Here is a 24,101-nt window from a genome sequence, read left to right as displayed (position 1 = left end):
GATTGGAGATTGAATTCATGACTAACGTTGCAGTTAGAAGACCGAATTTGAATGATATAGATGAACTATATTTATTTTTCCGTATAGTTATTACGAATACATACAAAAATGAAGGATTGTCACAATTATTAGATGACATAGAAAATGAAATTAACTCAAAAAAGCAGTATTTGAAAAGTGATTTTGATAGTAACGGAGAAAGTCGTTACTTTTTATTAGCAATTGATACAAGTAACGATAAAATCATTGGAACAATCGAAATCGGTCCAGCAAGTACATTGATTAATAGTTGTACAGGTGGTGTACTTAAAAATTTGTATGAAATAGGAACTGTATTCATACTTCCGGAGTATCAGAGAAAGGGAATAGGGAGTTTATTACTACATACAATGTTTCTTACATTACTTAGCAGAGGGATAACAGAATATTGTTTAGATAGTGGATATAAAAATGCGCAAAGTATATGGATGAAAAAGTTTGGAAAACCTAGCTATGTATTGAAAGATTACTGGGGAGAATCCAGTGATCATATGATTTGGAAGAAAAGTTTACATGATACACCTATAATATTTGAATTATAAAATGAAATATGCCTCTGAACATAGCTTTTCTTACTTATGTATGCTATTATTTATCTTTATAATAAAAGAGGACGTGAATGAACTTGATTAAAATTAATATTCCTGAAGCTGATGTTTCAATTACTGAACGTAAACAAGTTATTAAAGGAGACGAGCCAATCATTACTCCAATTAATGGATTTATCGATTTCCACTTGTTCCCTAGAGATAAAGGCGGCATTTTTATGTTTTACAATATTAATGACGAACTTCTTTTCGTAGGTAAAGCTCGTAAAATTAGACAACGTATTAAGAAGCATTTTGAAGATAATGTTTCACCAATTAAAAATCACCGTGATGAAGTATACCGCATTGATGCATGTATCGTAGAAGATCCAACAGAAAGAGAAATTTACGAAACATATATCATTAATGAATACAAAGCGAAATATAACGTTGATAAAGTATTCTACAAATAATCAACATTAATAAAAAGCAATCCTAGCTAATATGCCAGGATTGTTTTTTATTTAGATTTATTCTTCATATCTTTCTCCTTTTTTCAAATGATTAGCAGCAACAAAACAGATTACACCTATAAATATAAGTACAATACCAACCGTTTTATGTTTTCCCTCAAAGAAAGGAATATCTGAAATAACATTTGTCATACATAGTCCTAAAAATACAAGGATAGGGCCCACCCAAAGTAATACATTACCGAATTTTGTGTGCTTCCACATAATAACCCTCCTTAACCCTCTTTACATATATATCCATAAATGAAAAGTAAATTCATAGAGAAATATAGTTTTTTTCATATCGAAAATTTAACCCTCATATATTGGTACAAGCAAAAGAGAAAGGAGACCATCATGAATTGGTTAGAAGCTTTCATACTAGGTATAATTCAAGGTTTAACAGAATTTTTACCAATCAGTAGTACCGGACATCTTTATTTAGGAAGGCATTTGTTCCGATTAGATGAGGCTGGCTTATTTTTAGATACGATGCTGCATATTGGGACTTTACTTGCGGTTTTTATTTATTACAAAAAAGAATTTATATATTTAATTAAAAACCCATTTTCAAAGCTCATGTTATTACTTATCGTTGGGACAATACCCGCAGTTGTAATTGGTTTATTGTTTAAAGATTTCTTTGAAGATATTTCAAAAACAGGAATCACGATCGGTTGGGAGTTTTTAGTGACCGGATTCTTTCTCTACACGGCAGATAAACAAAAGAATGGTCGTAAAAAAATGGATGACATAACATATAAAGACGCATTAATTATCGGTTCATTTCAAGCTGCTGCTATTTTTCCAGCCATTTCCCGTTCTGGAATGACAATTGTCGCTGCATTATGGAGAAAATTAGACCGTGAAACTGCTGCTTACTTTTCTTTTTTACTATCGACACCAGCCATTGTTGGAGCTATCATTTTGCAATTTATAGACGTTTTTCAAGGGAAAGCAGAATCTATTTCTAGTACATCTTTAATTGTCGGAACGTTATCAGCAGCGTTTTTTGGATACATAGCTGTTTCATGGATGATTCAATATTTAAAACGTCACTCCTTAAAAGTATTCGCGTATTACGTATGGGGATTAGGTATTTTAATTTTAATGTTGCAATTTACTGATGTATTTTAAGTATAATGATAAAGAAGTTAATTAGTTTAAGATCCTGTTTCATTCATACAAGGCAGGATCTCTTTTTATTAAGGGGGAAAATATGTTTAATAAGGCTATCGTTATTGGTGGAAGTATGGCAGGAAAGTTTGCAGCAAAAGCATTATCAACTTCTTTTAAAGAAGTAATCATTATAGAAGCTGGTGAAAGATGGGATGGAAAGTCTTCGAGAAAAAGAGTTCCACAAAGTAATCATCCTCACGTGTTATTAAAAGGTGGAGAAAACGCAATTGAAGAATTGTTTCCTAATATTACGAATGAATTAATAGAAGCAGGTAGTATCGTAAATAACTTTACTCGTGATTTGAAATGGCATCAATTCGGTCTATGGAAACAGCCATTCATAGGGGAAGTACATATGATTCAACAAAGTCGTCCTTTGCTAGAATGGCATATTCAAAAACGAATACATCAAATTTCAAATATTACTATTAAATATGAAACATTGGTTAAAGGGTTATTGGTAGATGCAAAGCTTAACAAAGTGTGTGGAGTAAAAGTTAAATATCTAGAGACAAACACACAAGAAGAAGTTCATGCGGATCTTGTAGTTGATGCGAGTGGATTTGGCTCAAAAAGTATAGAGTGGCTACGAGAATACGAAATTGAAGTACAAGAAGAGAAAGTTCGTATTGATTTATTTTACGCAACGAAAATGTTCAAACTTAAAGAAAATGAGAAATTAGACTGTTGCAATGTGCTAATGTCTCCGAGTTTCCCTGATAACCCTTATGGCGTTCTTATTCAAACGATAGAAGATAATCGTTATTTTGTTACTTTCAGTGGATACGCAAACGAGAAAGCACCACAAACAGATGATGAGTTTTATGATTTTGCTGAAAACCTATCAATTTCTAATGTTACAGATTTCTTAAACAAGGCCGAGGGAATTACTGATATAAAGACATACAAAATTCCTTATCAAGTACGCCGGCGATTTGATTTAGTGAATAATGTACCAGAAGGATTATTAGTTGTTGGAGATGCGCAATGTCGTTTTGATCCCGTTTTCGGCCAAGGCGTATCAGTTGCTGCTATGGAGGCTCACCAATTGCAATTACTTTTGCAAGATAGAAAACAACTTGATAAAACATTTACACAACAATTTTATAAAAAGGCAGCTACTATAATAGAAACCCCTTGGGATATGACAACAACAGAAATATCACGTCACCCGCAACTAAAGAGAGAATTAACTACAAAACAAAAATTTCAGCTATGGTATACGAAACAAATATATCGACTATCTGCAAGTAATTCTGATGTTTATATTCGGTTAGTACGAGTGATGAACTTAATTCGTAATCCATTTCATCTTTTTCATCCGAAAGTGTTACTATCTATATTACTTAATCGAAAGAAATAGCAGGAATATAATTGATTAAAAAAGAATGTATAACAGTTAGTAAATCAAGAAGGAGAATACGGGATGGAAATATACATAGAGCAACTAAAGGAACAAGATGCTAAGGATTTATTTATGTTTGAACTTACGAATAAATCTTTTTTTGAAACAATGGTACCAAATCGTGGCTCGAAATATTTTGAATTTGAATATTTCCAAAAACTACTAGACGATTTATTAATAGAACAAGCGGATGGAGATTCTTATTTTTATTTAATTCGTAATGAAGAAAAAGAAATTGTAGGGCGAATTAATTTAGTAGATATAGATACGGAAACTCGAATTAGTTCCCTCGGGTATCGGGTCGGAGAAAAATTTACTAAAAAAGGAGTTGCAACAGCAGCCGTAAAATTAATTTTAGATGTAGCGAAAAATAATGAAATTACTGAAGTTCATGCTAAAACAACGACTAATAATCTCGCATCACAAATTGTACTAGAAAAAAGCGGATTTTCTTCTTATCAAAATGAATCAGATATAACATCTGTAGAATTACATGGAGAACATGTGAAGTTTGTACACTATATTTGGAGAAATACTTCGCGCTTATAATAAGGAGGACTTATTCATGAAGGATTTACGTTATCCAATTGGCCAATTTACATACAAACGTCCTATAACTGAAGAAATGATTGATACATGGATTCAAGAAATTGAAGATTTACCTAATGAACTAACAAAGGCAATTAAAGATTTAGATCAGAAGCAGTTAGATACACCATATCGCGTTGGAGGGTGGACTGTCCGTCAAGTTGTTCATCACGTTGTTGATAGCCATATGAATAGCTACATACGCTTCAAATTAGCACTTACAGAAAAGAATCCAACTATTAAACCGTATAAAGAAGAGAAGTGGGCAGAGTTACCCGATTCAAAATTACCGGTAGATGTTTCACTAGTAATGCTAGATTCATTACATAAAAGATGGGTTAACCTTTTATATTCTCTAGAAATTGAAGATTTAGAAAAGACATTTAACCATCCTGAAACTGGTGAAACAGAACTTGCTGTTGCAATAGGACTATACGCATGGCATGGTCGTCATCATACCGCTCATATTACCTCGTTAAGAAAGCGACTTAATTGGTAACATGGAGATTACATTAGAGAAGGCGACAGAAAGTGATGCAACAGATTTATTTCAAATGCAAATAGACTCATTTAGCCCTTTATTACATAAATATAAAGACTACGAAACAAACCCAGCAAATGAAACTATCGAAAAAACTATTTGTAGAATAAATCATGTAGACGGTGGCTTCTATAAAATAATAGTGGCAATGAATCTTGTTGGAGCGATATGCATTTCACAAAAAGAAACACCCTCTAAATTTTGGATCAGTCCAATGTTTATTCACCCGAGTTATCAAGGAAAAGGAATTGCCCAAAAGGTACTTACATTAATTGAGGAAATGTTTCCTGAAGCAACGAGCTGGGAACTTGCTACTATTTTAGAAGAAGAGAAAAATTGTTTTTTGTATGAAAAGATGGAGTATAAAAGAACAGAAGTTATAAAGAAATTAAATGATGAAACTACACTTATTTATTACAAAAAAGAAAGATAAAGCATATAAAATACGCTTTACCTTTTTATGTCATTTCGGATTAAATATACAAAAATAATGTATGTTCTTCCAGAATAATCGGGTTAGTAATTTTAAAAATGAATAAAAATACAAAAAACCACTACTTTGTCGTAAAGGTTACTAACGCTTTTTGAATGCTTAAAATACTATCGTCACCTTTAAATTCTTTCGTAATTGGATCCTCCATACTAGACACCCAAATTTTAAGTTCTGCATCTAAATCAAAATGCCCAGCCGTTTCGATGCTATATTGTGTAATACTTTTATAAGGAATAGAATGGTATTCTGTTTTTTTGCCAGTTACTCCTTGTTTATCTACTAATATAAGACGACGATTTGTAAATACGATTAGATCACGAATTAATTTATAAGCATGCTCTACTTTTTCATCGTCTAGCATAATCTTCTCTAAATCACGTTCTACACTTTCAGAACTCGTATTTGATGCATTTCCTAAAATACCGCTAAATAAACCCATATTAAATTCCTCCTTTAATATATGTGGAATGAATTACTTATATTGTAACATGTTACTCACAAAGATATTATGACATTACTTTAGTAGTTTCTGGTTATTGTTGTAATTAGTTTATATAACCTCATCTTAAAATCTTATGCTAATATGAAATTAAGAAAAAAGAAGCAGAGGGATATAGCATGAAGAATATTGGTTTAGTATTAGAGGGCGGAGGAATGAAAGGTTTATATACTGCAGGTGTACTCGAATATTTCATGGAAAAGAACTTATTCTTTCCATATGTAGTCGGCGTATCAGCTGGAGCCTGTATGGGAGCAACCTATTTGTCGCGTCAAAAAGGTAGAAATAAGAAAGTAAATACAGAGCTAGTATCAGATTACAGGTATATATCTTATCGAAACTTAATTCGAAAACGTGAATTATTCGGAATGGATTTTTTATTTGATGAAGTACCTAATAAAATTGTACCATTTGATTTTCAAACTTTCTTAAACTGTAATGAACAGTTTGTTATAGGGACAACTGATTGCGAATCAGGACAAGCCATTTATTATAATAAAGCAGAACACGGAAATGATATTTTAAAAATCATTCGTGCATCTAGCTCTGTGCCGTTTATAGCACCTGCTGTAGAATATAATAATCGAAAATTATTAGATGGAGGGATTATAGACCCTATACCTGTTTTGAAAGCCCAAAAGGATGGTTATGAAAAGAACGTTGTAATTATGACAAAGCCAGAAGGATATGAGAAGCAGCGAAATAAATTTTCAGGCCTGGCTAAAATTTTATATAGAAAATATCCGAAAATCGCAGAGAATTTAGTAGACCATTATCGTTTTTATAATGAGACGATATCTTATATGAATCGAGAAGAACAAAAAGATAATTTTTATGTAATTCAACCAAGTGTACAGCTTCCTATAAGCGGAATAGAAAGAAATAAGGAAAAGCTCGTTAATCTATATAATCTTGGGTATATCGATGCTCAATATCATTATGAAAACTTATTAAATTGGATAGAGAAATAAAGGGGTGGAAAGTTGAAGTTAGGAAAACGAATTATTTTTAAGGAATTGCAGAAAATGCATAGTCCACTTCATAAACCGTTTCCTTATCGTGCTACAGCAAAATTGCAGCGAGACTTAAAAAGTAAATTTACCGAAGATGACTGTATAAACGCTGATTTTAATCATTATTGGATGCATACAGCAGCTACTTTAAATTCTGTACTAAATGGAAACGAACAGAACATTACGTTTCAACAAATAAAGTGGTTAAGAAAATCGTTTTTTGAGTGGTTTCCGCAATATCGTTTTCTAGAAACAGAAATTGTGAATTATCCCATTTTGTATAGAGATTTCATAAGTTATGAGAAGACCAGGAAGCTATTACTTTATTACCTTACTGAATAAAAGCGAAAACGTACAGGTTACATTACTTGTACGTTTTTTTGTTCATAAAACATTCAATATTAACAACTAGTTTATATAGGAATTCTAATGAGAAGAAAGAAGTACATATAATAGAATGATACAGGGGAGGAGAGAGGAATAGCTGTTTTACTTTAAGTTATTGTCCAACTCGAATACAGTTAGTTATTTATGTTAAAATATTTCGAGTGAAATCAAGCTTTTAAGGATTTCATTAAACATTAAACAAAACAAGTTAGCAACATAGAAGGGATAACATTAACATGAAAAACGTATCAAATATAGATAAAGTAGAATCAATAAAATCTTTACAGTCAACAATTAGTAAACTTGAAAATGCCTTATCACAGATGACTCAAAAAGGATCAAATACTACTTTAGTGAAAAAAAGACTCAAAGCAGCTAGTATCGGCTTAGCTATGTTAGAAAGTGTTTGGAAGCAAGAAACTCATCATTATACTCAGGAAGATTTAGCAGAAGCTCGTAATGTTCTAATTGGTTTGCTTCCATCAATTGAAAAGATTTACGTTAAGTCAAAGCTTGGGAGTCCTCAAAGAACGCTTTTAGAAAGAAGAATAAAATCATTAGAACTTTCTATTCAGGCAATTGATTATTTTTCTAATAAATAACTTCGCTAAACAAATAACTTACGACTACTTTTATATAGGGATTCTAATGAAAAAAACTACATATAGAATAAATACTACAAAGGAGAAAGAGAGGTGACTACAATAATCAGTCCTAAGTTAGAGAAGCTTAAAAATCAATTAAAGAATGGAAACAAAAAAGCTCTTTATACTTTTTTGCATGAAATCAAGTCAAATCACACGCCACTAATAGAACAATGCCCTGCAGATAATCAGTATAAACTTATAACGTATATATGGTTAGGCGATCAAAATACTGAAAATGTTTATGTATTCGGTAGTTTTCCTGGTTGGGATCTGTCTGTAAATCAATTACAACGATTGTTACAGACAGATATTTGGTATGTAACGTTTAGGACGGATAAGAGTTTTATTTCAACGTACTATTTTTCAGTAAACGATGTTTTCGAAAATGATTGGATAAAGCGTAGTGAACAGTACGAAATAGACCAATTTAATCGAAATACATTTGGAGAAGGTACCAATAAAGCGTCTGTGTTAAACATAGGAATGGAGGTGCAATATAGCAGTCGTTTTCCTTCAAATGATTATCCATCCGGAAAGATTGAAACATATTCTTTTTATAGTTCGATTTTAAATAACACACGCAAAATTCATATTTATACGCCTCATGATTATTCTCACACTTCACATATTCAAGAACTTCTCATTGTATTTGATGGGAATTCATTCATTAATGACCTTTCAATCACAAAAACACTTAATTATTTAATTTACGAAAAAGAAATCCCATCGTGTATTGCTGTTACTATAGATCCTGTTGATCGATTAGAAGAGCTAACTTATAACGATAAAATGAATACATTTTTAACAAAGGAATTACTTCCGTGGATTCAATCTAAGTATCACGTTTATCAAGAAAGGAATCATACAACAATTGCTGGTTTCAGTCTTGGTGGCTTAGCAGCTTTTTATGCAGCACTTCAAAATCCACATATTTTCGGAAATGTGTTGTCAATGTCTGGATCCGTACATTGGAAAAAGGACGATTATGAAAATGCAATTCCTTGGATTGAAAATCAAATTTCATTAATAGATTCTAATGCAACTCACCTCAATACTTACATAGCAGTAGGTGAACTTGAAAACGAACCTCTTTTAACGGCTAATAGACGGCTATATAAAGCTTTAGAAGAAATGAAACACCAAAACCACTTACGAAGAGTTTCAAGGCGGACATGATAGCGTATGGTGGCGAGAAAAGCTATTCGATGGGTTAAGGGCATTAGAAAATAAAAAGGAGAGAGAATCTATGAATCAAGAAGAACTAGATAAAAAACTAAAAAAGCAAGAGATTTTAGTAAAAGATGAGAAAGTTTGGTCCTATACGTATGAAGATCATATTAGTTCTATCGTTAAAGAAGCAGAAAAGAAAGGGTCTTTTGATCATTTACCTGGTAAAGGGAAACCTCTTAATCTTGATAAAGATCTTTCGTACAATCCTGAAAAGCAACTTTATAGAACTTTAGCAAATAATCATGTTTTACCTAGGTGGATTGAGCTTTCAAAAGAAATTGACGATTTAAAAGAAAAGCTAAAAGAAAATACAAATACTGCAGAAACAGCGGATTTAATTCGAACTATTAATAAAAAGGTATTAGAACATAATCTACTTTGTCCACCAAGCGCGCAAAAAATGAGGGTGAAAATGGATTTTTAACGATTTTCAATTGAGCTATCGCTTACTATATAATTAAGTTAGGCATTTTCAATTCATTACTAAAGGGAGGCAAATGTAGTGAAGAATACGTATCAACTTCAAATTCCGAAAGAACTAGAACAGTATCGTAGTATTTTAGAAGAAAGTGTGAAACCGTATGTTAAAGTGTCTGGAACGCAAGCAGAGACAACGCTTTTTGAAAGTAAGTTTGGTGGATATCCGTATTTACCTATAGATCAAGAGCATCCTAAAGACTCAAACGGACAACCTATGATGCTACTTGCGCAGTTAAACCTTGAAGAAATACCAAATATTGAACATATGCCTCAACATGGAATGTTACAGTTTTTCATAAGTGCTGAAGAAGATCTTTTTGGAGCAGATTTTGATCATCCAACAGTCCAAAAAGACTTTCGAATTATTTATCATTCTACAATTATAGAAGATTTAAATAAGGTTATTACTGATTTTAGTTATTTAAACACTTTAGATTTAGAGAATTTTATCATACCCGAAGCAGCAAAACTAAAGTTTGAGTTGGCATATCAACCAGTAACACCAAGAGATTATCGATTTGAAATGATTTTTAGTGATAACATTGATTGGGAAGAAATTGTTGATGAAGAAAATAATACAGAATTAGGCGAACTGTATGATGATTTATGTAAGGATCAAGGACATAAAATTGGTGGTTATCCATTTTTCACACAGACAGATCCAAGGGAATGGGAAGAAAAATACCAGCAACATGACATATTATTGCTGCAAATCGATACAGACGATTCATTAAATATTATGTGGGGCGATTCTGGGGTTGCTAATTTCTTTATACGTAAGGAAGATTTGTTAAATCTAGATTTTTCCAATGTCATTTACAATTGGGATTGTTACTAGAAGATATAAATAAAATAATAGCAAACAAAAAATCTTCCTGAAGGTGAGGAGGATTTTTTTATGTTAAAAATAAGCGTTATGTTAACTAGGATAAAAAACAATGAGTGTAATGAAAGTCAAGTCTAAATAACAGAAATAACAACAAATAATGTAAAGTTGTAAAACATGTGCAAATAGCAATAAATTCATTAAGTAAAACATAAAATAAAATTACTAATTTATATTTTGTATAGAAATAATTTTTCTGTATAAAAATTTCTTGCCAATCAAAAATGTTTTTAATTCGTTAAATCTTAAGCGATTATTGATTAAGATTTGCTGTGATGAATTTATAACAAATAAAAACGATAAAAACTGAAGAAATTTGTTTAGATAAGATTTCATGTGAATCTCACTAAAAATCTCTGTTTCGTCTCATTAAGTATAGTTTACTTGGTTTTTGATACCTGATATTACTTTGTTTCTATAACTGCCTATAATATATATTATGTCTACTAGAAAAAAGTAATAAACTTATTATAGGTTAGTTTCATTTGGTATACTTCCCTTTTCTTTATTTATTAGTGAATAGTTCGTTGATGCAGGATTAGCGTAAATAATCATTAATAAAACATAATAAAAAGCAACTTGTTTAATTATTAAATTTAAACAAGTTGCTTTGAATTTGACTAAACTATATTTATAATTTGTTTGCTTTAGCAATTACTTTGATTTCAATTAATAATTCATCGTGAATTTTAATTTTATAATTGAACTTGTTTGTGAATTATTCGATTATCATTACAATTATTCTTTTTCTTGAAAAATATTGTATTTACGCTTTAAATGTAAACCTTTATCTTTATAAATCCACCGTGAAAATTTATTAACATTATTTTTACCACTTAGGTAAATACGATATTGTTTTTCTTTGTCAACAAAACTTAATTGGAATTTATTATTCTCAAGGATATCTTTAAAAGAATTCATAAAATTATATGATCCACCAACAAAACTAACAAAGTATTTGTGAGAGTTAACATGACCATCCCCATCAAAATACCCACGAACAAAATGATGCAAATATTCTTCTGGTACAAAAGGAAATTCGATGTTAAATGATTTACATGGCATAATTCCGTGTATGTTCATAAGGTCGTCTTTTATTGTTTTGCTATTAATATTTAGCATATATACGCCTGTTTTTTTGTTTTGATAAAGTGGCTGGTTTGTTTTTAGTTCTTTTTTTATATCTTCTAAAATATAACTTTCTTTTTGAGATATACTGACACATTGATTTTCTTTCTGTATAACACCATCTGCTGCTATAAACCCTAAAATATAAGCCATATTGTTTGACCACGTTTTAAAATAATCTTCTGTTATGTCATACTTTCTCTTCCAACTCCCTATAGCGCGTCTTGGTACGTTATTGTCTGATAAAACCATACGAATATACCTTGCAGACACATTAGCGAGCATGGCGATTTCTGAGGTGCTCTTCCCTTCAGTATACAAATGCATGATTTCAGATTTTGATAGTTTACATTTTGATTTCTTTTTTCGCTCTATGTGCACTTACATCCTCTCCTTCCTTTCTTTTATTAGAGACATATTTTCTTCTATAACATACAACGAAACGTATGTTCTTTGTTGCGTATAAGAAGGAATTTACTAAATAAAAACAATTTACATGTACTTAATATTTGTTTTAGCTGCCACTGTGCAATTTGTACTTTATAGATACAAATAATGAATTTGACGAATTTATGAAATACAAGGCAATTTAGATGAAAGGTAAAATAATATAGTTTAAACTACAAATAGCCACAATAACAACATACGTAAATTGTTAATCGTAAAAAGGAGAACGAATGAATAAGAAATATACAAATCAAATTCATACTGATATGAGTTTTAAACCGAAAGATATTATAAGTTTAATGACGGATTACTTTAAAATAAAATCAAAGCTGCGTCCTATAAAGGATTTGCCTATCGTTTTATCAAATAAAGATAATGAATCGTTAGAGAGTGTTACATGGTTTGGCCATTCTGCTTCTCTTTTGAAAATAGAAGGTAAAAAACTATTATTAGACCCTATGTTTGGAGATGCCTCTTCCCCATTTCCTTTGTTTAATAGTAAACGCTATAGTGGTACTTTTTCTTTAGAACGTGATGACCTTCAAGAAATTGATGCGATTATCATTTCTCATAATCACTATGATCATTTGAATTACAAAAGTATTATGCAGTTAAAAGATCGCGCAAAGCACTTTTATGTTCCAACTGGAGTTGCACAATATCTTATTAAATGGGGTGTTTCGCCTAGTAAAATTAGTGAGCATAATTGGTGGGACGAAATTACGTTTGATAATATTAAGTTAGTATGTGCGCCTGCAAGGCATTTCTCTGGACGTGGTATGACAGATAGAGATCGTTCATTATGGTGTTCATGGCTTATTCTTGGTCAAGAGACTAAAATTTTCTTTAGTGGTGATAGCGGTTATGCCCCTCACTTTAAGGAAATTGGTGATAAATACGGTCCATTCGATCTTACATTAATGGAATGCGGGCAATATGATCCGAGGTGGTCTGCTATTCATATGTTGCCTGAAGAAACGGTACAAGCTCATATTGATGTTAAAGGAGAATTACTTCTTCCGATTCATTGGGGTGCTTTTACGTTAGCATTACACGAATGGAGTGACCCGATAGAACGTGTTACGAAAGAAGCTAACCGTTTAGGAGTTAAAATTACAACGCCTCAAATTGGTGAATCTATTACGTTAAAATCTACAAATTATCCTTCATCCGCTTGGTGGAAGGAAATTTAATTTTAAAATATAAAAAGAGCGAATCCTCTTATAAAGAATTCGCTCTTTTTTCTGTATTTAAACTTATTTCACAATATTGGATTTCCCACTATCTAAAACTCTATTTGCTGGTACACTGGACATTTCAACCACTGTATTCATACTCTTATCAGTCAGTTCAATGAGTTCGGTTTCATGTTTTATTTTATTTAAATCCCACACCATCCCATGAAATTCATTATGCTGACCACTTACCTGTATAATGCTTTTTGTTTTATTTGAAGGCTGTATTTGAAGATTTGTAAATTGATTCCCACTAATTTCATTTGGCGTAGTTACTTGACTATCCATATAAATCATATTTACACAGTCTTCTAAAGAAAAGTTCATAAAACGATTGGCATTTATCCAAGCTTGTCCGGTGCTCGGTTTTTTTGCTACTAATTTTAGTCCGGTTTCCATTCCTACAATTTTAATGTTTTCGAAGTTAACAAACGAAATTTCATTTTCTTTTCCAGCAGAGTATAAAGAAATTCCGGTACCTTTATTCGTTTCCGTCCAATTAATAATATTTATATCTTTTATTTGTGTTTTGTTCCAAGTGTTATAATATTTATTTTTACCGTCTAAATAAATAACTTCAGAGTTAAATTTAGGGTCGTCAATAGCTATATACGCTCCTTCAATGGATGCGTTGTTCTCCAGTTCTAGAACTCTAAAGTTTCCCTCAACTACAAATTGGGATCCATAACCAAATAATAATTTCACACCTTTTTTAACAATGATTGGTGACGTAATTTTATACTTCTTATCATCAAGTAATACCGTTTTAATTTTACTAGATTCTGCTTTATTAATAGCAGATTGTATTTTTATTGAATCATTTCCCCCTTTAAAGTTTTCTACATACAAGTTAGTACTTTTAGCTGCATAGTCTTTTTTATTGTATTGATAAAAAGCAAAAGTAATTAAAACTATACCAATGAGTAAAACAATTATTTTCTTCATCATACTCACCCCATATCGATTAATCTATGGCTTTTATATTGAGGTTATTATTATTTTGCTTTGTATTTCAGATTACCATTGCTACTTTGTCTATGAATTATATTATGTAGGAATTAGTAAACTGTTTGCTTTACTAATACATCATTCTTATAATGTATTGATTTATGATTTCATAAAACAAAAGTCTGCTTGTACATAATGTAATCCCTTCCTCTATCCCTAATAAGCTCTTACTGGTGATATAAGATGTACTGCTGCAGATTTCTCTCCTGCTTCAATCAATATCGGTCTCATAGAACCACCAAAGCTTAAAGTAATCGTTTCTTCTTTTATTGCTCTTAAAGCATCAACCATAAAACGCCCATCGAAAGATATATTTAATTGTTTTTCACCTTGAATCGCATCTATTTGTTGCGTTTCGGATATTTGCCCAATTTGAGAAGCATTTGAAGAAATTTTAATTGTAGATTCGTTTATGATTTCTAAGTTAACATTGTTATTGGCCCATTCACTTGCTAATAAACTTGATCGGTCTACACCTTGTAATATCTTTTTTCTATCTATGTTAATAATCGTTTTAAAGTCGTTCGGAATAAGATTAGAAATATTAGGATATTTCCCTTCGATTAGTCTTGAATATAATGTAGTTGTTCCGAGCGTAAATATAATATGACTCTCTGAAAGATAGATATATACGAATTCTGAATTGCTGTTCATTAATTTTAGAAGTTCACTAATGGTTGCGCTTGGTACAATACAATTTGCTTTTACATCTGAGGAAAGCAATGTTTCACGTATCGCTAGTCTATGTGAGTCAGTTGCAGCACAAATTAACTTATTATTAGATAACTCTATATGCACCCCAGTAAGAACAGGTCTAGATTCATTTTTCGCTACCGCAAAGACTGTTTGTTTAAATACTTCAATCAATTGCTCTGTCTCTACTTTGATTTCTGCATGATTGTCTATAAGCGGTACATTCGGAAACTCATCTGCAGGAAATCCATTTAAACTTAATGTGATTTCTTCTGATTGTATCGTAATTAATTGCTCATTCTTACTTTTTATTGCTATATAACTTGGCATTTTCTTTATTATTTCAATGAAATACTTTGCAGGTACAACAATAGTTCCTGCCTTTAAAATAGTTGCAATCTTTTCGTCTTCAATTGAAACAGGAATGAATTTTTCGATAAAAATATTCGAGTTACTTGCGATTAAAGTAATTCCAGATTGATCTGCAGTTATTTTTATACCAGATAATATAGGAATGAAAGATTTTGTTGATATTGCTTTACTTACTTCTGAAAGTGCTTGAGTGAATTGTTTGTGATTAACGATAAACTCCATGTTTTCCCCGCCTTACATGAGATAATATTTTTATGAGGATTGATGAACGATTGTTCCGTTAAAAAAATAAGGTACTGTTTCTTTCTTTTGTAATAAATCTAGTAAATGTTCTGGTATGCGTAAATATGGAGCTGCTATATGTAATTCCATCCAAGTAATCTCTTCAATTTCTTTTGGCCTTGATATATATGTCTCTCCGCCAATTATTTCACCTAGAAAATTAAAGAAAATTGCATGATGATCTCTTTCCTCGAAAAAGGCTTCGCTGATAGAACAAATCCCTTTTACGTTTATATGTAACCCTGTTTCTTCTTTTACTTCTCGAATTACTGCTTCTTCCAATGTTTCTCCTAATTTAACTGCGCCACCTGGTAATGTATAATAAGAACCATTTTCCCCTTTGTTTTTTACCATTAAAATCTTTTCATTAGTTTTATCGTACAAAATCGCGTATGTAACATTAACTTTTTTCATATGTTCCTCCTCTATTTTTAATAAAAGGAATTTTCTGTCTTCTATTCATTCTACCATTAACTCCTTTTAATATATATAAGTTAGTTAAGTCTTGCCTTTACCACTATTGGTGGAGTTAATAAGAATAGGCTACTGATATAAAAAAAGAACGTACCTTAGGAAGATTATCCAAAGTACGTTCTTGCAGTTTTAGAATAAAAATTGATTCAATTAATACTGAAATTAATAATAACCTCGCCCTTATTGCATGTGTATTCCAAATACTAATGTTAACAAATTCTATATACTTTTTAGCCGTTTTTCTAAATAATAATGATTATGTCCTTTCGGATGATCTTCACTTACTCCGATTACTTTATATCCATGCTTCTTATAAAAATCAGGCGCCTGAAAACTAAAAGTATCTAAATTGATTAACCTGCACTCTTTTTCAATTGCAAATTCTTCAATAAGTTTTATTAACTTGGTTCCGTAACCTTCATGTCTATATTCTTCAGAAACCCATAGAAAGTCAACGTGTATATGGTGCCAAAAAGTTATTGCTGTTACCCCACCTACTATTTCTTCTTTTTCATTTCTTACTATGAAACTAACCTTTTCTGAAGGTGTTTTTTCTTCATCTGCGAGATATTTTTGATTGTATTCAATTACTTTCTCTCTTATGTAATCACTATCTTCTTGTACCCACTGCTGTACTATTTTCATTTTAAGTGTCACGCTCCTTTTTACTTATCTATTCAATTTTAAAATGATATTGTCCTGTCTTTAATGAGTTGGTAAAGAAGCAAAGTTAATGGAATAAAAAAGAGCCCTAGTATGAGGACTCTTTTTAAAATTAAGCTACTTTCCGATGTAAATGTTTTAGTTCCTTTTTCTTCTCTGCAGTTGGTGGACGGATTAATATTGAAATAATGAAGGAAATAACACTTAAAACACCAATTATAATGAAAGTTGGTTGAAATCCTCCAAGTATCGCTCCAATGAATGATCCTGCAAGCGCACCAAATCCGAAACCTTGGTAGACAATCCCGTAATTTGTACTATGGTTTTTTAATCCAAAGAAATCTCCGACAATAGCTGGGAATATAGTTATATTACCGCCGAAGCAAAAGGCGACACTTGCTACACAAGCAAAATAGATTCCGTAATTTAGCGGAATAAAACTTAAAGTAAAGACTGACAAACCTATAATAATAAACGTTGCAGAGACAATTTTCATTCGGCCGATTTTATCTGATAACGTCCCAAGAATGATTCTACCTACTGTATTAAAGATCGCAATCATAGCAACGGCGTTTGCAGCGGTTGCTGCGCTAAGTCCAACAAGTTGTACGCCGATATCTTTTACCATACTGATTAAATACAAACCACCCATACACGAGGTGAATAACATAAAAAATAGCAGATATACTTGTTTCGTTCGCATCATTTCACGCGGAGTATAGTCATTGTGTAATGTTTCAGTTACAGCATTACTTACAATTGCCTCACGTAAGAAGAACGATCCGATTAACACTAAAAGTAACACGATAATACCCCAATATAAAAATGCTTGTGATACACCAAGGTTATCGATAAGATTTCCGTTTATATATCTAAAGATTAAGCTGCCCATTCCATACGCTGATACAGATATACCTGAAATAAGCCCTTTCCGATTTGGAAACCATTTAATTAAATTAGATAGTGATGTAATATAAGCTGTTCCATCCGCATAACCAACAACGACACCAGCTAATAAATATAATAGTGGTAAAGAAGAAACTTGTGAACTAAGTATTAAGCCGAGTCCTAAAACAATTCCTGCAGTAGCAATAAGTTTTCGAAGTCCTAATTTTTTCTGCAACTTGGCTGCAAATAAAGTTGAGAATGATAAAGAAAAACTTGTTATGGAGAAAGTTATCGCTACTGAATTAAGATTCCATCCAAACTTACTTACAAGGGGTTGATTAAATAAACTCCATGTATAAATTGTTCCAAGGCCAATTTGAACAATGATTGTACCTAGAACAATTAGTAACGGATTTATAGAAGTTTGTTTCATACTAACTGTCCCCTTCTTTTATCTTGACATGAATTTTCACAGTTAGTATATCCATCATAAATTGCAAGATACTGTACGGAAAATGGTAATTAAGTTCATATACACAAAAAGACACTTCATAAAGAAGTGCCTTTTGCAGGTTATATCAGATGTTTCTAAAGAAAGCTTTGTTAAGATAAGCCATTTTCAAATGCTTATGTATATATGTTATCAAATAATTTCTTATATGTGATGAGACTTAAGACGTATTTTTCATTCATCATATAGTCGGATGAAAAATTAATATTCGATTTCATCAAAATCCTTCGGCTGCGGTACAGTTTGCATATTAGCTGCATCTTTAGGATCGCTATAAATCGCATTTTGCTCTGTATTTACATCTTTTATATTTTGTTTTTTATTTTTGTTCACTTTATCTTTCACTTTCAATCACTCCTTTTTGTTATAGGAGTAATTATGCCCTATTACCGTTACTAAATGTATCAGCGACTAAATTACTAAATTCACGTAAATAATATAAGTAATTATCACCGCCGTAGTTATATCTTTTGTTATACATTTTTGCAACAACTACATTATATTCAGGTATTACTAAAATGGTCGGTCCAGTAATCCCTAATATTTGATAAGCCCCTTTTGGAACACGTTCACCAAGTTCGCTTAATCGCGCAGGCTCATTTTGGATGAACCAAAACAATCCATTTTGTGGTAGCTCTTTGTTTATATATGTTGGACTCTGCAAACTCGTAGCGATTTTTATAACTTCTTTTGGAACAATTTGTTTACCATCTATCCCACCTTGATTTAAATGAAGATTGCCCCACTGCGCAAATTCTCTAGCTGAGACAAACAAATTTTTTTCAGTACCGTCATCTACCGTACCAATTTCACTAATTGCGTCTTCATTTGGATTATTAACAACGTCAACTAAATTTTCATCTCGCTGAACTCTCCAACCTGTTTCTTGAAAATTAGCAGGCTTAAACACACGCTCCTTTAACAATTCAGGAAAACTTTTGTTATATAGCTGATAAATAAGACGTGTCATCATTCTTACATTAATATCTCTATACGCCCATGATTGCCCCGGTGCAAATTCACGAAAAATTGTCCTGTCATTCGTTTCTTCTAATCCGTGCGAATGTGTTACTAAATGTCTTATCGTCGTTTTACTAAGCAATGCAGGATCAAAGTCTTTAAAATATTTTATCGCTTCATCATCAATAGAGTTTATTTTCCCCTCATAAAGCGCATACGCTATCATTAATCCTAAATAACTTTTTCTAGCAGAAGCAACGTTAAATTGTGAAGATGCTGTTACTCTCTTGGTTGTAGATGTATTTGAGTGATAACCACTATAATGCTCTAGTACGATTTTATTATCTTTTATAATACAAAGTGCTGTAGCAGAACTATGATTTTTTTCTTTTATATCCTCTACCCAAGAAATCAACTTATCATATGTATACAAATAAATCCCCCTTAATACACATCAAAATTACAGCATGAAAGAAAAGTGCAAAATAGTTTTCACACCTTTCTTTCAAGTAAAATAGCTTTGATGTTCTATACTTAAATGATCCACCAGTTCCAGCAATTAAAGCAACCGAAACATCCTGCACAACCTATACACCCGCCGCAACGACCTGCACATCCACCGCATCTACCGCCACATCCACCGCAACGTCCACCACAACCTCCGCATCCGCCACAACGACGTGCATCGTCTTGAATATAGTAGTATGGATATTGACTTTGTTGTTGATCCCAATACACAACATTGCCAGTTTGATAATCATTAAGGTTTAATGATTGTAGTTCTTGTTGAAACTGATTCATTATGAAACCCTCCATTTATAAATGTAAATTTCGTCCAAATATTAAAGTTAATAAATTCTTGTAAACAAAGTAGAAACAAGACTATAGACTAAATGCGTACATCAACAAAATATGAACTTACACTAGGTGATGTACCTTGTTTTTTAGCCTATTTTCTTTATATTCATTTGATGGACGTATTTACTATAAATAAAGTGATTTAAAAATTACTAATCCAACAATTTAGTAGTTCATCATTTACCTTTCTTTTTAGTAATTCCTTCACTAAAGGCATTGGCATGATTTCATAATGATTTAAGGCTTCTTTATTATAATCTATCCAGTGAAATGCTAAATGAGACTCGCTAGATTTCGGTGTTAAGTCCGTATGTAAATCTTGTGACTCTACTTCAAAAATGTGGTTAATTTCATGATGAAGCACTTCTTTATCTTGCCATTGATTTTCTATGACGCCTAAAAATTGTTGTATAATACAGTTTACTCCAAGTTCTTCTCTTAACTCTCTTTTTAATGCATTCTCTGCTGATTCTCCAATTTCAACATGGCCACCAGGTAAAAAATAATGATGGTCAATATATTCAGCAACTAATAATTTTTCATCTTTTATCATGAGTGCTCGTACAATATGATGAAATTTACTTTTCAATTGGTATTCCTCCTAGTTATTCAATGTATAGTTGCTCAAAATAGTCATTTAGTATTGGTATAATATAAATCATAGGTGTTTCATACGGATGAATATCATTAATAACTTCAAGAGCATCTTTTATAAGTTCTCGTTTACACTTTATTTCAACTTTACATTCTTGTCCTTCGCATATTCGCCCAATTTCTCCATTAAAAGGAGATGCCTCGTCTAAAGGTCTCCAATATCCTTTCACTGAACTATAGGAAAGACAATGGTCATATTCGCCCGTTTTACATGCTCCAATTTTATTTAATTCATCCCTTAATGTTTCAATATATTCTTCAGGAATGAACACTTCAATTTTCACTTCAGTAAATTGCATATTTCATTTCACACCTTTACTTCCTAATAGTTAAACAAATAAACGATATACTTGCTCACCATCATACTCCTGTCCTAATGATATGAAACCATATCGTTCATATAATCTCTTTGCAGAGATATTATCTTTATGTACGGTTAATCTAATTTCTTTACACGCCTTAAACGTATTTTTTATTAAGTATATACTTTCTTGTAATGCCGCTTTTCCATAACCGTTACCTTGCTGCTTTCGATCGATAATAAATCCGTTTATCCAATACATATCAGTTGTTTCTTTTACAACAGCATGCATAACAAAACCAACCATTAGATCACCATTGTATATCGCAAATGGTAGGTACTCTACAGCGTCCCCATCTGGTTTTATATATACTTTAGCAAGTGAAACTGCTACAGATGGAACAAATTTCGTCTGATTATCTTTAACTTGTAACTTTAAAGCATCTTCCCAATTCTCTCTCGTAACAACCTTTAACTGGATATTCAATATGGTAAGCTCCTTTATATAGAGGATGTATGTTTATATTCAACGTAGCGAAATAATTCCCTTTTTCGACAACAACTTAATACTTTTTCCAAGAAATACTCTCCCTTCATAAAAACATAGAGTCATCAATAACTATGTATATGAAAAAAGCAAGTATATCTATGCGAATTTTAGAATGGATAATGTTTTACAAAACATTAAAAAGGAACTAGCGAATGCTAATTCCTTTCTTCAGTAACCATTCTCAAATTTAATTAATTATCGTATCCTTCATAAATTGCATCATTTATTAGATTTTGTGTTTTTTTATCATCAGGTACAGGCTTCCACCAATTTCCTGTAATAAATAACATAGTTAATAAATTATAACTATCACTAAAATAACTTTCTTTCTTATTCTTCATCCAATCCCAACCGCTATTTACCCACTTTTGATTATTGCTACTCGTTATACTTGCAGCAATAAACGGTGAAACAAATACAGCAGTTGAATAACTACCAATATTGGATCCGTTTAATTGATAACCATCCACAATTTTAGAAGGATTTCCATTCGTTTTATTTTGAATCCATGAAGAGACTTTATCAGAAATGACTTTACTTCTTTTCTCGCCGTACATCGCATAGTCCATTACAATTCTCAATGGTACCCGACTAGCATTGTAATAATATGCATTTGTATATTCTGACTCATCTAAGAAGTCTTTAGGTGCGGGTTGTGGTGGGTTTTTTACAACGAAATCTGAAATAAGTCCTGTATTTGGAGAGTACTTATTACTAAATTGCGTATAAACATCGTACAAATTATTAATAACAGTAAGCCAAGTTTTATCACCTGTAAATTCATAAAATGCTCTAAGGTGTGACATCATCCAATCAGATGGTCTCGTATCAAGTGAACTTTTAGAATCCCAATCTCCTAAATTTAGTCGGTTATTATTTGTAACATTACTAGCTTTAATACCTTTTGTAATCATGTCTTGTGCTTCTTTCAAATAATTAACTGTTCCATTAGATCCCCACTGCTTATGAGCAAGAAGAAGAGAATACGCAATATCTAAATCTCCATCAGTAGCAGAATCAAAATGACCTTGTGCTTTTTTACTATCTGCGACAACCCATCCCATTAAATTAGGATTTTGAGAACTTTTAAAAGTTCTTGCTGTTTTAAATAAACCGTCATAGATTTTTTGAGCATTCGAATCATAACCAGCCATTAATACTGTAATTATCATCCCATACCCTTGACCTTCTGAAGTTCCAAGTGGCTTAAACCCATCAGCATCACCTGTAATCTCTCCTTTTACATAATAACCACCAGGTAAAGAAGATAAATCATTTTTCAAATATTTCTTTTTCCAATTATCGTAGTAACTTCTTACAGAAGCATTTAAACTTTCCTGTGTAACATGATTCGGTTTTATAACACCTGCATAATTAACTTGCTGGGGAAATGGTTTCATCTCCTTTGCAGCAGCTACTTGTTGATTAACTACGGGAATAGAATTTTGTATTGAATTGTCCGTTACACTTGCTGCGAAACTAGAATTAGAAAAACTAGCTAGTCCGATTCCTACAATAGAAATACATGTGAAAATTTTTCTTTTTCCATTCATTATGTTGTCAGCTCCTTTTAAAATGCTTACTACATAAAATGTAACATACAATATTTAACTGAAATACAAAATATTATATTTATCAACATAAGAAAGAAACTATATAAAAAAGTATCATAAAATTATTATTGAATTACATTATACGGATTGATTATTTGCTAAATTCCTATGTTTTTCTTTTCTTAATACCGGTATATGAGCAATCACAATTCCAAGTATAGTAATCCCTCCGCCAATTATCGAAACTAAAGTTGGCACTTCTCCTAACCATATCCAAGCAATGAAACACGCAGTTATTGGCGTTAAATATAGAGAACTTGTTGCTTCAGAAGCACCAGCACGAGATATAATATAGGCCAATGCAATATACGGGAGTACTGTTGGAAAGGCACCTAAATATATAACGCTCAAGTTAACTTCAAGAGGAGCTGCTAGTATTTCTTGATAAACTCCGGGTAAGAAAATAAGCATACATACAGTACTAGACAAAATTGTATATATGGTAAATGGTAAGAAGCCGTATTTTTTTAAGTAAGATGTTTGGAAAACGAAAAATAGACTTTCTGAAATCGCCGCTAATAATATAAATAATCCCCCGCTATTCAATTGAATAGCATCGCCCTGGCTAAATGAAATTAAGGCAATTCCTGTAAAACTAATTACACCACCAAGCCAACCATTTAATTTCATTTTGTCATTCAAAAAAACAGAAGCAAGAATTGCCGTCACTATTGGGGTGACTGAAATAATTAAACTTGCAGATCCAGCATTTACTGTTTTTTCGCCGTAATTTAATGCGATGTGATAAATAGTAAACCCTAAAGCACCAAATATAAAAATTGCTGGGATATCCTTTAAATCCGGTAGTCGTAGTTTGTATATAAATGAAAATAACAAAAGTATAAATGAAGCGATTAATAAGCGTAGTAAAGTAAGGTGTTCAGGCGTATAAGATTCAAGCCCCATACGAATTGCTGGAAAAGCAGTTCCCCATATAAGAATTGTCAAAGCGTGAGCACATATAATGCGTAAATCCCATTTTTTATTATGCATATTTTCTCTCCTTCCCTAAAAAACCAACCATTTTTAAATTACCAA

At 31.7% G+C, this 24,101-nt stretch carries 30 protein-coding genes; 14 read left to right on the top strand and 16 right to left on the bottom strand.

Annotation, left to right across the window (positions count from 1 at the left end; genetic code table 11):
- Nucleotides 1–17: 17 nt before the first annotated feature.
- A complete protein-coding gene (locus DN404_RS17120) occupies nucleotides 18–581 on the top strand; it encodes a GNAT family N-acetyltransferase (RefSeq protein ID WP_006929726.1) in 564 nt (187 codons plus the stop codon).
- 77 nt (nucleotides 582–658) lie between these two features.
- The gene (locus tag DN404_RS17115; protein WP_001048941.1) at nucleotides 659–1,039 is read left to right on the top strand and encodes a nucleotide excision repair endonuclease; all 381 of its coding nucleotides are present in this window, start codon (nucleotides 659–661) and stop codon (nucleotides 1,037–1,039) included.
- A 57-nt stretch (nucleotides 1,040–1,096) separates the two neighbouring features.
- Here DN404_RS17115 and DN404_RS17110 read toward each other — a convergent pair whose 3' ends face one another.
- Complete coding sequence (locus tag DN404_RS17110) at nucleotides 1,097–1,303, bottom strand: hypothetical protein (protein ID WP_000265477.1); 207 nt, start codon at nucleotides 1,301–1,303, stop codon at nucleotides 1,097–1,099.
- A 132-nt stretch (nucleotides 1,304–1,435) separates the two neighbouring features.
- Between DN404_RS17110 and DN404_RS17105 the strand changes: the two genes are divergently transcribed.
- The 5 genes from DN404_RS17105 (at nucleotide 1,436) to DN404_RS17085 (ending at nucleotide 5,224) form a co-directional block, all read left to right on the top strand.
- Entirely contained in the window at nucleotides 1,436–2,215 is a 780-nt protein-coding gene (locus DN404_RS17105; RefSeq protein WP_001104303.1) for an undecaprenyl-diphosphate phosphatase, read from the top strand.
- 82 nt (nucleotides 2,216–2,297) lie between these two features.
- Complete coding sequence (locus DN404_RS17100; RefSeq protein WP_000482056.1) at nucleotides 2,298–3,620, top strand: FAD-dependent oxidoreductase; 1,323 nt, start codon at nucleotides 2,298–2,300, stop codon at nucleotides 3,618–3,620.
- 63 nt (nucleotides 3,621–3,683) lie between these two features.
- Complete coding sequence (locus DN404_RS17095; protein ID WP_016122611.1) at nucleotides 3,684–4,211, top strand: GNAT family N-acetyltransferase; 528 nt, start codon at nucleotides 3,684–3,686, stop codon at nucleotides 4,209–4,211.
- A 16-nt stretch (nucleotides 4,212–4,227) separates the two neighbouring features.
- On the top strand, nucleotides 4,228–4,749 hold the full coding sequence (locus DN404_RS17090) for a YfiT family bacillithiol transferase (protein WP_149215274.1): 522 nt from the start codon (nucleotides 4,228–4,230) through the stop codon (nucleotides 4,747–4,749).
- Nucleotide 4,750: 1 nt separating this feature from the next.
- Nucleotides 4,751–5,224, top strand: a complete 474-nt coding sequence (locus tag DN404_RS17085; protein WP_149215273.1) for a GNAT family N-acetyltransferase — start codon at nucleotides 4,751–4,753, stop codon at nucleotides 5,222–5,224.
- A 121-nt stretch (nucleotides 5,225–5,345) separates the two neighbouring features.
- On the opposite strand, the gene DN404_RS17080 is transcribed toward DN404_RS17085, so the two are convergent.
- Entirely contained in the window at nucleotides 5,346–5,723 is a 378-nt protein-coding gene (locus tag DN404_RS17080; protein WP_000522472.1) for a PH domain-containing protein, read from the bottom strand.
- A gap of 179 nt (nucleotides 5,724–5,902) precedes the next feature.
- On the opposite strand from DN404_RS17080, the gene DN404_RS17075 reads away from it, so the two are divergent.
- The 6 genes from DN404_RS17075 (at nucleotide 5,903) to DN404_RS17050 (ending at nucleotide 10,378) form a co-directional block, all read left to right on the top strand.
- Nucleotides 5,903–6,754 carry a patatin-like phospholipase family protein gene (locus DN404_RS17075; RefSeq protein WP_016122609.1) on the top strand — a complete coding sequence of 284 codons (852 nt, stop codon included), beginning with the start codon at nucleotides 5,903–5,905 and terminating at the stop codon, nucleotides 6,752–6,754.
- A 12-nt stretch (nucleotides 6,755–6,766) separates the two neighbouring features.
- Complete coding sequence (locus DN404_RS17070) at nucleotides 6,767–7,138, top strand: YxiJ-like family protein (protein ID WP_000765936.1); 372 nt, start codon at nucleotides 6,767–6,769, stop codon at nucleotides 7,136–7,138.
- Nucleotides 7,139–7,419: 281 nt separating this feature from the next.
- Complete coding sequence (locus DN404_RS17065) at nucleotides 7,420–7,785, top strand: hypothetical protein (protein WP_000800305.1); 366 nt, start codon at nucleotides 7,420–7,422, stop codon at nucleotides 7,783–7,785.
- 93 nt (nucleotides 7,786–7,878) lie between these two features.
- Entirely contained in the window at nucleotides 7,879–9,006 is a 1,128-nt protein-coding gene (locus tag DN404_RS17060) for an alpha/beta hydrolase-fold protein (RefSeq protein WP_006929712.1), read from the top strand.
- Nucleotides 9,007–9,076: 70 nt separating this feature from the next.
- Nucleotides 9,077–9,484, top strand: a complete 408-nt coding sequence (locus DN404_RS30995; protein ID WP_006929710.1) for a DnaJ family domain-containing protein — start codon at nucleotides 9,077–9,079, stop codon at nucleotides 9,482–9,484.
- Nucleotides 9,485–9,562: 78 nt separating this feature from the next.
- The gene (locus DN404_RS17050) at nucleotides 9,563–10,378 is read left to right on the top strand and encodes a YwqG family protein (protein WP_006929708.1); all 816 of its coding nucleotides are present in this window, start codon (nucleotides 9,563–9,565) and stop codon (nucleotides 10,376–10,378) included.
- A gap of 786 nt (nucleotides 10,379–11,164) precedes the next feature.
- On the opposite strand, the gene DN404_RS17045 is transcribed toward DN404_RS17050, so the two are convergent.
- The gene (locus DN404_RS17045; RefSeq protein WP_000546826.1) at nucleotides 11,165–11,935 is read right to left on the bottom strand and encodes an LAGLIDADG family homing endonuclease; all 771 of its coding nucleotides are present in this window, start codon (nucleotides 11,933–11,935) and stop codon (nucleotides 11,165–11,167) included.
- A 296-nt stretch (nucleotides 11,936–12,231) separates the two neighbouring features.
- On the opposite strand from DN404_RS17045, the gene DN404_RS17040 reads away from it, so the two are divergent.
- On the top strand, nucleotides 12,232–13,194 hold the full coding sequence (locus tag DN404_RS17040; protein WP_001037062.1) for an MBL fold metallo-hydrolase: 963 nt from the start codon (nucleotides 12,232–12,234) through the stop codon (nucleotides 13,192–13,194).
- Nucleotides 13,195–13,257: 63 nt separating this feature from the next.
- Here DN404_RS17040 and DN404_RS17035 read toward each other — a convergent pair whose 3' ends face one another.
- The 13 genes from DN404_RS17035 to DN404_RS16980 all read right to left on the bottom strand — a co-directional run bounded on the left by DN404_RS17035 (nucleotide 13,258) and on the right by DN404_RS16980 (nucleotide 24,056).
- Nucleotides 13,258–14,181, bottom strand: coding sequence for a hypothetical protein (locus DN404_RS17035; RefSeq protein ID WP_141402966.1), 924 nt, complete (start codon nucleotides 14,179–14,181; stop codon nucleotides 13,258–13,260).
- A 219-nt stretch (nucleotides 14,182–14,400) separates the two neighbouring features.
- Nucleotides 14,401–15,531: a DNA polymerase III subunit beta gene (gene dnaN / locus DN404_RS17030; protein ID WP_098528854.1), complete on the bottom strand. Its 1,131-nt coding sequence runs from the start codon at nucleotides 15,529–15,531 to the stop codon at nucleotides 14,401–14,403.
- 30 nt (nucleotides 15,532–15,561) lie between these two features.
- On the bottom strand, nucleotides 15,562–16,005 hold the full coding sequence (locus DN404_RS17025) for an NUDIX hydrolase (RefSeq protein ID WP_000757601.1): 444 nt from the start codon (nucleotides 16,003–16,005) through the stop codon (nucleotides 15,562–15,564).
- Nucleotides 16,006–16,284: 279 nt separating this feature from the next.
- Nucleotides 16,285–16,710, bottom strand: a complete 426-nt coding sequence (locus DN404_RS17020) for a GNAT family N-acetyltransferase (RefSeq protein ID WP_000706904.1) — start codon at nucleotides 16,708–16,710, stop codon at nucleotides 16,285–16,287.
- Between the two features lie 130 nt (nucleotides 16,711–16,840).
- Complete coding sequence (locus tag DN404_RS17015; protein WP_086412063.1) at nucleotides 16,841–18,049, bottom strand: L-lactate MFS transporter; 1,209 nt, start codon at nucleotides 18,047–18,049, stop codon at nucleotides 16,841–16,843.
- Nucleotides 18,050–18,328: 279 nt separating this feature from the next.
- Nucleotides 18,329–18,472, bottom strand: coding sequence for a hypothetical protein (locus tag DN404_RS30580; RefSeq protein ID WP_000653680.1), 144 nt, complete (start codon nucleotides 18,470–18,472; stop codon nucleotides 18,329–18,331).
- 31 nt (nucleotides 18,473–18,503) lie between these two features.
- The gene (locus tag DN404_RS17010) at nucleotides 18,504–19,520 is read right to left on the bottom strand and encodes a serine hydrolase domain-containing protein (protein ID WP_149215272.1); all 1,017 of its coding nucleotides are present in this window, start codon (nucleotides 19,518–19,520) and stop codon (nucleotides 18,504–18,506) included.
- Nucleotides 19,521–19,621: 101 nt separating this feature from the next.
- Entirely contained in the window at nucleotides 19,622–19,888 is a 267-nt protein-coding gene (locus tag DN404_RS17005; RefSeq protein ID WP_001071388.1) for a heterocycloanthracin/sonorensin family bacteriocin, read from the bottom strand.
- Nucleotides 19,889–20,087: 199 nt separating this feature from the next.
- A complete protein-coding gene (locus tag DN404_RS17000; protein WP_063536512.1) occupies nucleotides 20,088–20,534 on the bottom strand; it encodes an NUDIX domain-containing protein in 447 nt (148 codons plus the stop codon).
- Between the two features lie 16 nt (nucleotides 20,535–20,550).
- Nucleotides 20,551–20,898: a divalent cation tolerance protein CutA gene (gene cutA / locus DN404_RS16995; RefSeq protein ID WP_149215271.1), complete on the bottom strand. Its 348-nt coding sequence runs from the start codon at nucleotides 20,896–20,898 to the stop codon at nucleotides 20,551–20,553.
- A gap of 30 nt (nucleotides 20,899–20,928) precedes the next feature.
- Entirely contained in the window at nucleotides 20,929–21,387 is a 459-nt protein-coding gene (locus DN404_RS16990) for a GNAT family N-acetyltransferase (RefSeq protein WP_149215270.1), read from the bottom strand.
- 254 nt (nucleotides 21,388–21,641) lie between these two features.
- The gene (locus DN404_RS16985; protein ID WP_001013592.1) at nucleotides 21,642–23,003 is read right to left on the bottom strand and encodes a family 8 glycosyl hydrolase; all 1,362 of its coding nucleotides are present in this window, start codon (nucleotides 23,001–23,003) and stop codon (nucleotides 21,642–21,644) included.
- Between the two features lie 138 nt (nucleotides 23,004–23,141).
- The gene (locus tag DN404_RS16980) at nucleotides 23,142–24,056 is read right to left on the bottom strand and encodes a DMT family transporter (protein WP_149215269.1); all 915 of its coding nucleotides are present in this window, start codon (nucleotides 24,054–24,056) and stop codon (nucleotides 23,142–23,144) included.
- Nucleotides 24,057–24,101: the final 45 nt, after the last annotated feature.

It is taken from the genome of Bacillus sp. TE8-1, from assembly GCF_008368855.1.
Classification (GTDB): Bacteria; Bacillota; Bacilli; order Bacillales; family Bacillaceae_G; genus Bacillus_A; species Bacillus_A cereus.
Note: the sequence above shows the minus strand (reverse complement) of the source record. Positions and strands in the feature narration are given on the sequence as shown.

Excerpts from the sequence above, each read along its gene's own strand:
- DN404_RS17075 (WP_016122609.1), top strand. The coding sequence starts at position 5,903 with ATGAAGAATATTGGTTTAGTATTAGAGGGCGGAGGAATGAAAGGTTTA.
- DN404_RS17110 (WP_000265477.1), bottom strand. The coding sequence starts at position 1,303 with ATGTGGAAGCACACAAAATTCGGTAATGTATTACTTTGGGTGGGCCCT.
- DN404_RS17015 (WP_086412063.1), bottom strand. The coding sequence starts at position 18,049 with ATGAAACAAACTTCTATAAATCCGTTACTAATTGTTCTAGGTACAATC.
- DN404_RS17100 (WP_000482056.1), top strand. The coding sequence starts at position 2,298 with ATGTTTAATAAGGCTATCGTTATTGGTGGAAGTATGGCAGGAAAGTTT.
- DN404_RS17005 (WP_001071388.1), bottom strand. The coding sequence starts at position 19,888 with ATGAATCAGTTTCAACAAGAACTACAATCATTAAACCTTAATGATTAT.
- DN404_RS17115 (WP_001048941.1), top strand. The coding sequence starts at position 659 with ATGAACTTGATTAAAATTAATATTCCTGAAGCTGATGTTTCAATTACT.
- DN404_RS16980 (WP_149215269.1), bottom strand. The coding sequence starts at position 24,056 with ATGCATAATAAAAAATGGGATTTACGCATTATATGTGCTCACGCTTTG.
- DN404_RS17120 (WP_006929726.1), top strand. The coding sequence starts at position 18 with ATGACTAACGTTGCAGTTAGAAGACCGAATTTGAATGATATAGATGAA.
- DN404_RS16985 (WP_001013592.1), bottom strand. The coding sequence starts at position 23,003 with ATGAATGGAAAAAGAAAAATTTTCACATGTATTTCTATTGTAGGAATC.
- dnaN (WP_098528854.1), bottom strand. The coding sequence starts at position 15,531 with ATGGAGTTTATCGTTAATCACAAACAATTCACTCAAGCACTTTCAGAA.
- DN404_RS17020 (WP_000706904.1), bottom strand. The coding sequence starts at position 16,710 with ATGAAAATAGTACAGCAGTGGGTACAAGAAGATAGTGATTACATAAGA.
- DN404_RS17085 (WP_149215273.1), top strand. The coding sequence starts at position 4,751 with ATGGAGATTACATTAGAGAAGGCGACAGAAAGTGATGCAACAGATTTA.
- DN404_RS17090 (WP_149215274.1), top strand. The coding sequence starts at position 4,228 with ATGAAGGATTTACGTTATCCAATTGGCCAATTTACATACAAACGTCCT.
- DN404_RS17105 (WP_001104303.1), top strand. The coding sequence starts at position 1,436 with ATGAATTGGTTAGAAGCTTTCATACTAGGTATAATTCAAGGTTTAACA.
- DN404_RS17040 (WP_001037062.1), top strand. The coding sequence starts at position 12,232 with ATGAATAAGAAATATACAAATCAAATTCATACTGATATGAGTTTTAAA.
- cutA (WP_149215271.1), bottom strand. The coding sequence starts at position 20,898 with ATGCAATTTACTGAAGTGAAAATTGAAGTGTTCATTCCTGAAGAATAT.
- DN404_RS17025 (WP_000757601.1), bottom strand. The coding sequence starts at position 16,005 with ATGAAAAAAGTTAATGTTACATACGCGATTTTGTACGATAAAACTAAT.
- DN404_RS17035 (WP_141402966.1), bottom strand. The coding sequence starts at position 14,181 with ATGAAGAAAATAATTGTTTTACTCATTGGTATAGTTTTAATTACTTTT.
- DN404_RS30995 (WP_006929710.1), top strand. The coding sequence starts at position 9,077 with ATGAATCAAGAAGAACTAGATAAAAAACTAAAAAAGCAAGAGATTTTA.
- DN404_RS17065 (WP_000800305.1), top strand. The coding sequence starts at position 7,420 with ATGAAAAACGTATCAAATATAGATAAAGTAGAATCAATAAAATCTTTA.
- DN404_RS17080 (WP_000522472.1), bottom strand. The coding sequence starts at position 5,723 with ATGGGTTTATTTAGCGGTATTTTAGGAAATGCATCAAATACGAGTTCT.
- DN404_RS17095 (WP_016122611.1), top strand. The coding sequence starts at position 3,684 with ATGGAAATATACATAGAGCAACTAAAGGAACAAGATGCTAAGGATTTA.